Origin of the sequence: Streptomyces sp. NBC_00247 (assembly GCF_036188265.1) — a bacterium.
Lineage (GTDB): Bacteria > Actinomycetota > Actinomycetes > Streptomycetales > Streptomycetaceae > Streptomyces.
On record NZ_CP108093.1, the window covers coordinates 129,767 to 142,913 of the forward strand.

At 70.0% G+C, this 13,147-nt stretch carries 1 protein-coding gene and 2 pseudogenes; all 3 read left to right on the forward strand.

Annotated features, from left to right (window positions below):
- Window positions 1-91: 91 nt before the first annotated feature.
- Complete coding sequence (locus OHT52_RS00520) at window positions 92-6,826, forward strand: non-ribosomal peptide synthetase (protein ID WP_328718071.1); 6,735 nt, start codon at window positions 92-94, stop codon at window positions 6,824-6,826.
- Window positions 6,827-6,934: 108 nt separating this feature from the next.
- A pseudogene (locus tag OHT52_RS31400) lies at window positions 6,935-11,557 on the forward strand (amino acid adenylation domain-containing protein); the annotation flags it as partial.
- A 123-nt stretch (window positions 11,558-11,680) separates the two neighbouring features.
- A pseudogene (locus tag OHT52_RS31405) lies at window positions 11,681-13,111 on the forward strand (amino acid adenylation domain-containing protein); the annotation flags it as partial.
- Between the last annotated feature and the right edge of the window lie 36 nt (window positions 13,112-13,147).

Below are 13,147 nucleotides of genomic sequence, written 5' to 3' on the forward strand. Positions count from 1 at the left end.
TATCTCGTCAAGATCGCTCTGCCAGAGTCGAAATCGGCTGAGCACCCGAGGGCCCTCCGTTACGGGTCGACGACGAGGAACTGGTGGACGCATGACTACGAATCCGATGGTGGTCCGGGCTCCCGTCCGGGAAGCGGCGTCCGAGCCGCTCTCGCCGGCCGAAGCCCGCATAGCCGCCGTGTGGCGGTCGGTTCTCCGCACCGAGGTGACGGCGGCGGAATCCGACTTCTTCCTTCTGGGCGGCACCGCGGAACAGGCCGTGGACATGGCGCGCCGGGTGGCGGAGGAATTCGGCTCGGAGTTCCGGGCGCCTACCGCGCCGGGACCGTTGACCCTGCGGTCCGTGGCGTCGTTCCTCGCCGAGGAGGCCATGGAGCGGGCCCGTCGGCTGTTCGAGTCCGTCGACGAGGGGCCGGACGACGGACCGGATCTCCTCACCGGATCGTCCGCCCCCGACGACACCGCCGCGATCCCCCTCGCCACCCGTGACGGACGGCCGATGCCGCTGTCGTTCGCGCAGCGCCGGCTGTGGTTCCTGGACCAGTTGGAGCCGGGCCGAGCCGAGTACCTGATCCCGATGGGCCTGCGTATCAGCGGCCCGCTGGACGTGGCGGCGCTGGAGGAGTCCCTGTCGGAGCTGATCGTGCGGCACGAGGTGCTGCGGACCCGCTTCGTCACGGACAGCGACGGCACCCCCGGGCAGGTGGTCGACGCTCCTCGTCCGCTGCCGCTGGTCCTGCACGATCTCCGGTCGGTCACGGACGCCGGTGCCCGCGAGGAGGCGGCGACCGCGCTGGTGACCACCGAGGGCTTCCGGCCCCTGGACCTCGCCACCGGGCCGGTGGTCAGGGCGCTGCTGGTCCGGCTCGCGGACGAGGATCATCTGCTGTCGCTGACGGTTCATCATATCGCTTTCGACGGGTGGTCGGTGGGTGTCCTGTCCCGGGAGCTCACCACCCTGTACACGGCCCGGGTCACGGGTCTCGCCGCCGGCCTCCCCGAACCCCCTCTCCAGTACGCCGACTTCGCGGTCTGGCAGCGGAACTGGTTCACCGGCGAGGTGCTGTCCCGGCAACTGGACTACTGGCGGGGGCGACTCGCGGACACCGAGCCGCTGGAGCTGCCCACCGACCGCAGGCGCCCGGCCCGGCGCAGCGGCAACGGGGCGATGCTCACCCACCACATCCCGGCAACGACCGCGGACGGGGCCCGCAGGCTGGCGCACGACACGGGCGCAAGCCTGTTCATGACGCTGCTGGGGGTGTTCCAGGTCGTGCTGTCGCGCTACAGCGGCCAGGAGGACATCGCGGTGGGCACGCCCATCGCGGGCCGCAACCGGTCCGAGATCGAGGACCTCGTCGGGTTCTTCGTGAACACGCTGGTGATGCGCACCGACCTGTCGGGCGACCCGACGTTCACCGAGCTGATCGACCGGGTCAGGGACACCGCGCTCGGCGCCTACGACCACCAGGAGATGCCGTTCGAGCGGCTGGTGGAGGAGCTTGCGCCGCAACGCGACTTGTCCCGCAACCCGTTGTTCCAGACCATGTTCGTCCTGCAGAACACGCCGGACAGTCGCTCCTGGGAGCTTCCGGGGCTCAGCGTGCGCCAACTGGAGGTGGCGGCACAGGAATCCAAGTTCGACTTCACGTTCTACGTGACGGAGGCCGCCGACCGCGGTCTGGACGTCACCGTCGTCTACTCCACCGACCTCTTCGACGCGGCGACGATGGTGCGGCTCGCCGGGCACTTCGAGACGCTGCTCGGTGCCGCGGCCGACGCCCCTGCCGCCCGGCTGTCCGCCCTGGAAATGCTGACGGCCCTGGAGCGGCGGGAGATCCTCACCGCGTGGAACGGTGCGGACACCGACGCCCCCGACCTCGTCACCGTGCACCGGCAGTTCGAGGAACGGGCCGCCGAGCGTCCGGGCGCCCCCGCGGTCTCCTGCGGCTCGGACCGTCTGACGTACCGCGAGCTGGACGGGCGGGCCGAGTGGATCGCGGCGCGGCTGCGCGAGCGCGGGGCCGGCCCCGGCACGCTGGTCGGCATCTGCCTGGACCGGGGCACCGACATGGTGAGCGCGTTGCTCGGCATTCTCAAGTCGGGCGCCGCGTACGTGCCGTTGGACCCGGCGTACCCGACCGACCGGCTCGCCTACATGGTCGGGGACAGCGGAACCCCGCTGATCGTCACCCGGTCCGCGCACGTCGAGCGGCTGCCCGCCGCGACGCCACGCCTGCTGCTGGACGCGCCCTGGCCGCCGGAGCCGCCCGTGCCCACCGGTGAGGTCTCCGAGCCCGGCCCGGGACCCGACGACCTGGCGTACGTGATCTACACGAGCGGTTCGACGGGCCGCCCCAAGGGGGTGCAGATCACCCATGGCGCTCTGCGCGCCCGCATGCGGGAAACCCGGCGCCGGCTCGGCCTCACCTGCGAGGACCGGGTACTGCAGTTCGCGTCCATCTCCTTCGACTCCTCGGTGGGTCAGTTGTTCGCTCCGCTCGTCTCGGGCGCCTCGCTGGTGCTGCGCGACGACGCCTGGGATCCGGGAATGCTGGCGCAGGCGCTGCGTACCCACAAGGTGACGGTGGCGTGGCTGACCCCGTCGGCGTTCGGCGCACTCGCCGCCCAGCTGGACGGGCCGGACAGCCTCGGCCCGGAACTCCGACTGGTACGGCTCGGCGGCGAGGCCCTCCAGCAGGAGCAGGTACGCCAGTGGTTCCGCCACACCTCGGTACCGCTGGTCAACGGCTACGGCCCGACCGAGGCGGCCCAGGAGGCGGCCACGGCACTGATCACCGGGCCGGGCGACCATGTGCCGATCGGGCGCCCGGTGGCCAACGCGAAGGTGTTCCTGGTGGACCGCACCGGCCGGCCGGTACCGGTGGGCGTCCCGGGCGAGATCTGGATCGGCTGCCCCGGTCTGGCGCGCGGCTACCTGGGCAGGCCCGACCTGACCGCCGAGAAGTTCACGGTCGTCACCGTGGACGGGACCCCGCGGCGCGTGTACCGCACCGGTGACCTGGCCAAGTGGCATCCGGACGGGCATCTGGAGTTCGTCGGCCGGGCCGACAACCAGGTCAAGTTGCGCGGTTACCGCATCGAACCCGGCGAGATCGAGGCCGCGCTGCTCACCCACCCCTCGGTCACCGGCGCCACCGTCCTGCTGCGCGAGGACGTGCCGGGCGATCTGCGGCTGGTGGCCTACGTCGTCGCGGACCCGGCGGTCGAACCGGGCCGCCTGCGCTCCCACCTCCAGCGGGACCTGCCGGACTACATGGTGCCTGCCGCGTTCGTGCCCATGGACCGCATCCCGCTCACCCCGAACGGCAAGACGGACCGGCGCGCCCTGCCCGTACCCGCCTCGGACCGGCCCGAACTGGGCTCCGCGTACACGGCTCCGCGCACCGAGACGGAGCGGACGGTGGCCGCGGTCTGGGCCGAGGTGCTGGGCATCGACACCGTCGGGGTGGACGACGACTTCTTCGCGCTGGGCGGTCACTCGCTGCTGGCCACGCGGGTCGTGTCGCGGCTGCGCCGGCGACTGGGCGTCGACATACCGGTACGGACCCTGTTCAGCGCGCCCACCCCGGCGCTGCTGGCATCGGCGGTGGCGGACCTCGACGAGGCGGGCGTCTCCCGCATCCGTGCCGTACCGCGCGACGGCAGTCCGCTGCCGTTGAGCTTCGCCCAGCAACGCCTCTGGTTCCTGGACCAGTTGGAGCCGGGGCGCGCAGAGTACCTGCTGCCCTTCGCCTTCCGCGTGCGCGGTGCGGTCGACGTGCACGCGCTGAACACCGCGTTCACCGCGCTGGTGGAGCGCCACGAGATCCTGCGCACCCGCTTCGCCACCGACGACGCGGGATCGGCGGTCCAGTCGGTCACTCCGGCGGGTCCGGTGGCGGTGCTGGTACGGGACCTGCGGGCCGTCTCCGACGGCCCGGCCCGAGAGGACGCCCTCGCGGCCGTCCTGACCGGGGACGCCCTGCGCCCGATGGACCTCGCCGCCGGGCCCGTGCTGCGCGCGGTGCTGGTGCGGCTGGCCGACGAGGAGGCCGTCCTGGCGGTCACCGTGCACCACATCGCCTTCGACGGCTGGTCGATCGGCGTACTGGTGCGTGAGCTGTCCGCCCTGTACGCGGTGGCTCTGGGCGCGGGAGCGGAGGCGGCGCCCGCCCCGCTTCCGGTGCAGTACGCCGACTACGCGCTCTGGCAGCGCTCCTGGCTGACCGGCGAGCCGCTGGAGCGCCAGCTCGGCTACTGGCGCGACCGTCTGGCGGGCCTGGAGTCGTTGGAGCTGCCGACCGACCACGCCCGGCCGCCGGAGCGCACGGGCACCGGAGCGGTCGTCCGGTTCTCGGTGCCCGCCGATGTCGCCGCGCGGGCCAGGACGGTGTCCGCAGAAGGCGGCGCGAGCATGTTCATGACGCTACTGGCGGTGTTCCAGTTGTTGCTGGCCCGCTACAGCGGTCAGCGGGACGTCGCGGTGGGCACCCCGATCGCCGGCCGGAACCGGGCCGAGACGGAAGACCTGATCGGCTTCTTCGTCAACACGCTCGTCCTGCGCACCGACCTTTCCGGCGATCCGTCGTTCACCGAACTGCTGGCCCGCGTGAAGGACACCGCCCTGGGCGCGTACGACCACCAGGACCTCCCCTTCGAACGCCTCGTGGAGGAGCTGGCCCCCGACCGCGACCTGTCCCGCAACCCGCTGTTCCAGACCCTGTTCGCGCTCCAGAACACCCCGGGCGCGGACGCGTGGGGCCTGCCCGGCCTGACCGCCGAGCCGGTCGAATCCCCCTCTCACGACGCCAAGTTCGACCTGTCGATGTACCTGGCGGAGGCGGCGGACGGCACGCTGGACGGCGCCGTCGTCTACGCGGAGGACCTGTTCACGGAGTCCACCGCACGCCGCCTGGTGGACCACTTCACCCGCCTGCTGGACGCGGCCACCGCCGACCCGCACACCCCTTCGTCCGGTCTGGAGATGCTGGGCTCGCAGGAGCGGCATCGCATCCTGACCGAGTGGAACGCCACCGCCGCCCCCGTCCCGGCAGGGGCCACCCTGCACCGGCTCTTCGAGGAGCGCGCGGCCCTCGCCCCGGAGGCGGTCGCCGTCGTCTGCGGGACGGAGGAGCTCACCTACCGCGAACTCGACGAACGGGCCAACCGCCTGGCCCACCGGTTGCGCGCCGAGCCGGGGGTCGGACCGGACGTTCCGGTGGGCGTCTGCCTGGAGCGCTCCCCCGCCTTGGTGTGGACGCTGCTCGGCATCCTGAAGGCCGGTGCGGCGTACGTACCGCTCGACCCGGAGCACCCGGCGGAGCGCCTGGCGTACCTGGTGGAGGACTCCGGTGCGCCGCTGGTCGTCACCGACTCCGCGCACGCCGGCCTGCTTCCCGAGGGCCTGGCCGTGCTGACCGTCGACAGCGCGGCGGACCTGCCCGACTCCCTTCCGGCCACCGCCCCCGAGCCCGTCGCCGGACCCGGCGACCTCTCGTACCTGATCTACACCAGTGGCTCGACGGGCCGCCCCAAGGGCGTCCGCATCGAACACCGGGGCGTCGTCAACTACCTGGCCGGAATGCAGGAGGCCTTCCCTCTCGCCCCGGGCGAGGGTTTCCTCCAGGCCACACCGCTCTCCTTCGACGTGTCGGCCTACGAGATCTTCTGGCCGCTGTGGCAGGGCGCGAAGGTGGTGCTGGTACCCGGCTCCGACCGGCTCGACATGGCCGAGGTGTCGCGCCTGATGGGGGCCCACGACGTGGTCGGCCTGCATTTCGTCCCGAGCCTGCTGGACCTGTTCGTCACGCAGGCACGGCCCGAGGACTGCGCCCGCCTGCGGTACGCCTTCGCCAGCGGTGAGCCCCTCCAGCCGACCCTGGTGGCCCGCTTCCTCGACCGATTCCCCGGCGACCTGATCAACCTGTACGGGGCGACGGAGGTCTCGGTCGACACGACGTACTGGCGGGCGTCGCGCACCGACCCCCGGGGCCCGGTCCTCGCGGGACGGCCCATGGTCAACCAGACGGTGTACGTCCTCGACCCGGACCGCCGCCCCGTACCGGCGGGGATCCTGGGCGAGGTGTACCTCGGCGGTGACAGCGTGGGACGCGGCTACCACGAGCGGCCCGAGCTCACCGGCGAGCGCTTCGTGCCCGACCCGTTCACCGGTGGCCGCATGTACCGCACCGGCGATGTCGGCCGCTTCACCGCGAACGGTGAGCTCGACCTGCTGGGCCGCATCGACCGGCAGGTGAAGCTGCGCGGGGTACGGGTGGAGCTCGGCGAGATCGAGGCGGTGCTGCTCACCCACGAGGCGGTCGGTGTCTGCGCGGTGACCGTCCGCGAGGACACTCCGGGCGACAAACGGCTCGTCGCCTACTGGGTGCCGTCGCCGGTCGGTACGGCGGACGCCGGAGCGCTGCGCGGGTGGGCGGCCGAGCGGCTGCCCCGCGCCATGGCCCCGTCCGCCTTCGTGAGCCTGCCGGAACTCCCGCTCAACAGGAACGGCAAGGTCGACCACGCCGCACTGCCGGCCCCCGACGAGGGTGATACCACGGCCGGATTCACGGCACCCCGGGACGAGATCGAGGCGGAGATCGCCGGAATCATGGCCGAGGTGCTCGGACTCGAAAGGGTCGGAATCCACGACGGGTTCTTCGAACTCGGCGGACACTCCCTCCTCGCCATTCAGCTCGTCAACCGCATCGAGGCGGCGACCGGAATCCGCGTCGGCCTGCGCGAGCTCTTCCGCGCGCCGACCGTCACGGGCGTGAAGAAGCAGCTCATCGAATTGTTCGGCGCGCAAGAACAGGCTTCCTGAACTCAGCGGTCCGCTGCCCACGTGCAGAGACCCGTTGCCCACCCGAAAAGAATGAGGACGGAATTCATCATGGGCGAGAACTCGATCGAGGCGCGGCTGCTGTCCCGGATGCGAGGACGCGCGGAAGCGGACCGCATCGTCCGCTTCGACAGGGACACCGCCGGACCGCTGCCGCTCTCCTTCGCACAGCAGCGACTGTGGTTCCTGGACCGCCTGACCCCCGGAAGCGCCGACTACCTGGTTCCGACCGCCCTGCGGGTACGGGGGCGGCTGGACATCACCGCGCTGGAGACGGCGCTGACCGCACTGGTGGCACGGCACGAGGTGCTGCGGACGTCCTTCCCCGCCGACGACGACGGCAGGCCGCAGCAGGTGATCACCGCCCCGTGGCCGGTGGACGTAGCCGTGCACGACCTGCGGAGCGACGCCGACGCCGAGGGGCGGGGCCGCGAGGTGCTGCGCGCCGAGGCGACCAGGCCCTTCGACCTCACGACGGGCCGGCCCCTGCGCGCGAACCTCGTCCACCTCGCGGAGGACGACCACTACCTCTTGCTGACGGTTCATCACATCGCTTCGGACGGCTGGTCGTCCGGCATCCTGGCCCGCGAGCTGCGCGAGCTCTACGCGGCGGCCCTGGCCGGGCACCATGCCTCACTCCCCGAACTCCCGGTCCAGTACGCGGACTTCGCCGTATGGCAGCGCGAACAGCTCAGCGGGCCGGCCCTGGAACGGCAGCTCGGCTACTGGAGTGGCCGTCTGGCGGGCCTGGAGCCGCTGGAACTGCCCACGGACCACCCGCGTCCGGCGCACACGAACGGTACCGGTGACGTGGTCACCTTCGCGGTGCCGGGCGAGGTTGTCGAACGGTTGCGGGAGGCGGTGGGTCGGCAGGGTGCGAGCCTGTTCATGACGCTGCTGTCGCTGTTCGAGATCGTGCTGGCCCGCTACTGCCGCCAGGACGACATCGCGGTGGGCACCCCGATCGCCGGCCGCAACCGGGCCGAGATCGAAGACGTCGTCGGCTTCTTCGTCAACACCTTGGTGATGCGGACGGACCTGTCCGGCGACCCGACCTTCGCCGAACTGGTGGAGCGCGTCAAGGACACGGCGCTGGGCGCGTACGACCACCAGGACCTGCCGTTCGAGCGGCTGGTGGAGGAGATCGCACCGGAGCGGGATCTGTCGCGCAATCCGCTGTTCCAGACCATGTTCGTCCTGCAGGCACCCGAGAGCGCGGACGGCGAGGCGTGGGAGCTGGCGGGTACGGAGGTCGAACCGGTCGAGATCGAGCGCGGCGTGGCCAAGTTCGACCTCACGCTGACCGCCGTCGAGACCTCGGACGGACTGCAGGCCGTGCTGGAGTATCGGACGGATCTGTTCGAGCGGGCGACGATCGAGCGGATGGCCGGCCACCTCGGCACCCTCGCCGCCGCCGTCGCCGCCACCCCCGACGCACACCTCTCCGAACTGAACATGCTCACCGCGCGGGAGCGTCAGGAGATCCTGGTCGACTGGAACGGGACCACCGGCCCCTACCCCGACACCGCCACCATCCACCAACTCGTCGAAGACCGCGTCACCACCAGCCCCGACGCCATCGCCCTCACCCACGGCACCACGCAATGGACCTACGCCCAGCTCAACCAGAAAGCCAACCGACTCGCCCACCACCTGCGCACCACCGGCATCACCCCCGACACCCTCATCGCCGTCTGCCTCGACCGCTCCCCCGAACTCATCGCCACCCTCCTCGGCATCCTCAAAGCCGGCGCCGCCTTCGTCCCCCTCGACCCCGACTACCCCACCGACCGCATCACCTACATGATCAACGACGCCAACGCCCCCCTCATCATCACCACCACCCACCACACCCACCGACTCCCCACCACCACACCCCTCCTCCTCACCGACACCCACTGGCCCGACGGACCCGACACCAACCCCCACCCACACGCCACCCCCGACGACCTCGCCTACATCATCTACACCTCAGGCTCCACCGGCCGACCCAAAGGCGTCGCCCTCGAACACCGCGGCGTCGTCAACTACCTCCACTGGTGCGACCAGAACTACCCCGTCACCCACCCCCACGGAATCGGCACCATCCTCTACTCCTCCATCACCTTCGACCTCACCATCACCGCCCTCTTCCTCCCCCTCATCCAAGGCACCCAACTCCACATCCCCACCCCCCAACCCGACCAGACCGCCTTCGACGCCGCCATCGAACTCATCCTCACCAACACCCCCATCAGCTTCCTCAAAGCCACCCCCTCCCACCTCGAAATCCTCGCCGCCCACCTCACCACCCAAAACACCCACCACCACATCACCACCATCGTCGCCGGCGGCGAAAACCTCACCCCCCAACTCGTCACCCAACTCCTCGACCACAGCACCACCCACACCACCATCAGCAACGAATACGGCGCCACCGAAGGCTCCGTCGCCAACGTCATGAGCCTCACCACCACCCCCGACCCCAACGGACACACCACCACCCTCGGCCAACCCATCACCAACACCACCACCTACGTCCTCGACCACCACAACCAACCCGCCCCCATCGGCATCCCCGGACACGCCCTCCTCGGCGGCATCTGCCTCGCCCGCAACTACCACAACCGACCCGACCTCACCACCCAACGCTTCACCCCCAACCCCCTCCACACCCCCACCAACCCCACCACCACCGGAAAACACACCCCGGACAGCCCCCGCACCTACCACACCGGCGACCTCGTCACCTGGCGCCCCGACGGCACCCTCGAATTCATCGGCCGCATCGACAACCAAATCAAACTCCGCGGCTACCGCATCGAACTCGGCGAAATCGAAAACGCACTCCACACCCACCCCCACATCCACACCACCACCGTCACCACCCACGAAGACACCCCCGGCAACAAACGCCTCACCGCATACATCGTCACCACCCCGGGAACCAGCCCGCAGGCGAACGAGCTGTGCGCGCATCTCCAGGAACAACTCCCCGACTACATGATCCCGACCACCTTCATCACCCTCCCCGAACTCCCCCTCACCCCCAACGGCAAAGTCGACACCAAAGCCCTCCCCGCACCCGACCACCACCGCCCCGACCTCGACGCCACCTACGTGGCCCCGCGCACCACTGCCGAGCACGTCGTCACCTCCATCTGGTCCGACATCCTCGGCATCGACACCGTCGGCGTGCACGACAACTTCTTCACGCTCGGCGGCCATTCGCTGCTCGCGACGCGAGTGACCTCCCGGTTGCGGCAGCAGCTCGGTATCGACGTGCCGGTCCGCGCGCTCTTCACCTCGCCCACCCCGGCGACACTGGCCGCAGTCCTGCGTGGTCCGGCGACAGCCGCCCAGGCGCCGCTCGTGCCGGCCGACCGCGCCGACGGCCCTCTCCCCTTGTCTTTCGCCCAACAACGGCTTTGGTTCCTGGACCAGTTGACACCGGGAAGCGCGGAGTACCTGGTGCCCATGGGCCTACGGGTCCGGGGAGAGCTGGACACCAACGCCCTGGCTTCCGCCTTCACCGGCCTGGTGGCTCGGCACGAGATTCTGCGCACCCGGTTCGTCACCGACGATTCTGGTCGCCCCTCGCAGATCGTCGACGCACCGTGGTCGGTCACCCCGGTGGTGCACGACGTACGGAATGCCGCACCGGGCCTTGAGGGCAGGGAGCGGACCGCACAGGAACTCATGGGGAAAGAGGCGCGTCGCCCGTTCGACCTGGACGGCGGCCGGCTGCTGCGCGTGGACCTGGTGCGGGTCGCGCAGGACGATCAGTTTCTGCTGATCACGCTGCACCACATCGTCTCGGACGGCTGGTCGTCCGGCATCCTGGCCCGTGAGCTGCGCGAGCTCTACGCGGCGGCCCTGGCCGAGCGCCATGCCTCACTCCCCGAACTCCCGGTCCAGTACGCGGACTTCGCCGTATGGCAGCGCGAACAGCTCACCGGTGCGTTCCTGGACGAGCAGTTGGCGTACTGGCGCGAGCGACTGGCCGGAGTGCCGGTGCTGGAACTGCCCACGGACCACGGACGCCCCGCCGAGCGCGAGGGCGCCGCAGGGGACAGCGTGTACTTCACGATCCCGCCCGAGGTGGCGAAGGAACTGCGGACGATGGCGGGTCGGCAGGGTGCGAGCCTGTTCATGACGCTGCTGTCGCTGTTCGAGATCGTGCTGGCCCGCTACTGCCGCCAGGACGACATCGCGGTGGGCACCCCGATCGCCGGCCGCAACCGGGCCGAGACCGAGGATCTGATCGGCTTCTTCGTCAACACCTTGGTGATGCGGACGGACCTGTCCGGCGACCCGACCTTCGCCGAACTGGTGGAGCGCGTCAAGGACACGGCGCTGGGCGCGTACGACCACCAGGACCTGCCGTTCGAGCGGCTCGTCGACGAACTGGCTCCGACCCGCGATCTGTCGCGCAACCCGCTGTTCCAGACCCTGTTCGTGTTCCAGAACACCCCTGACGGGGATGCCTGGGGCCTGCCCGGCCTCGACGTCGAGCGGGTCGGGGTGGGCGGTCAGGACGCGAAGTTCGACCTCCAGTTGACGGCCGCGGAGTCGGGCGACGAGGTGCAGGCCGTGCTGGAGTATCGGACGGATCTGTTCGAGCGGGCGACGATCGAGCGGATGGCCGGCCACCTCGGCACCCTCGCCGCCGCCGTCGCCGCCACCCCCGACGCACACCTCTCCGAACTGAACATGCTCACCGCCCGGGAGCGGCAGGAGATCCTCGTCGACTGGAACGGGACCACCGGCCCCTACCCCGACACCGCCACCATCCACCAACTCGTCGAAGACCGCGTCACCACCAGCCCCGACGCCATCGCCCTCACCCACGGCACCACGCAATGGACCTACGCCCAGCTCAACCAGAAAGCCAACCAACTCGCCCACCACCTGCGCACCACCGGCATCACCCCCGACACCCTCATCGCCGTCTGCCTCGACCGCTCCCCCGAACTCATCGCCACCCTCCTCGGCATCCTCAAAGCCGGCGCCGCCTTCGTCCCCCTCGACCCCGACTACCCCACCGACCGCATCACCTACATGATCAACGACGCCAACGCCCCCCTCATCATCACCACCACCCACCACACCCACCGACTCCCCACCACCACACCCCTCCTCCTCACCGACACCCACTGGCCCGACGGACCCGACACCAACCCCCACCCACACGCCACCCCCGACGACCTCGCCTACATCATCTACACCTCAGGCTCCACCGGCCGACCCAAAGGCGTCGCCCTCGAACACCGCGGCGTCGTCAACTACCTCCACTGGTGCGACCAGAACTACCCCGTCACCCACCCCCACGGAATCGGCACCATCCTCTACTCCTCCATCACCTTCGACCTCACCATCACCGCCCTCTTCCTCCCCCTCATCCAAGGCACCCAACTCCACATCCCCACACCCCAACCCGACCAGACCGCCTTCGACGCCGCCATCGAACTCATCCTCACCAACACCCCCATCAGCTTCCTCAAAGCCACCCCCTCCCACCTCGAAATCCTCGCCGCCCACCTCACCACCCAAAACACCCACCACCACATCACCACCATCGTCGCCGGCGGCGAAAACCTCACCCCCCAACTCGTCACCCAACTCCTCGACCACAGCACCACCCACACCACCATCAGCAACGAATACGGCGCCACCGAAGGCTCCGTCGCCAACGTCATGAGCCTCACCACCACCCCCGACCCCAACGGACACACCACCACCCTCGGCCAACCCATCACCAACACCACCACCTACGTCCTCGACCACCACAACCAACCCGCCCCCATCGGCATCCCCGGACACGCCCTCCTCGGCGGCATCTGCCTCGCCCGCAACTACCACAACCGACCCGACCTCACCACCCAACGCTTCACCCCCAACCCCCTCCACACCCCCACCAACCCCACCACCACCGGAAAACACACCCCGGACAGCCCCCGCACCTACCACACCGGCGACCTCGTCACCTGGCGCCCCGACGGCACCCTCGAATTCATCGGCCGCATCGACAACCAAATCAAACTCCGCGGCTACCGCATCGAACTCGGCGAAATCGAAAACGCACTCCACACCCACCCCCACATCCACACCACCACCGTCACCACCCACGAAGACACCCCCGGCAACAAACGCCTCACCGCATACATCGTCACCACCCCCGGAGCCCCCTCCCCCACCACACAGGAACTGCGCGCACACCTCCAGCAGCAGCTCCCCGACTACATGATCCCGGCCACCTTCACCACCCTCCCCGAACTCCCCCTCACCCCCAACGGCAAAGTCGACACCAAAGCCCTCCCCGCA

What these genes read in the sequence shown, in the direction of transcription:
- OHT52_RS00520 (WP_328718071.1), top strand. Translation starts at nt 92, where the DNA reads ATGACTACGAATCCGATGGTGGTCCGGGCTCCCGTCCGGGAAGCGGCG.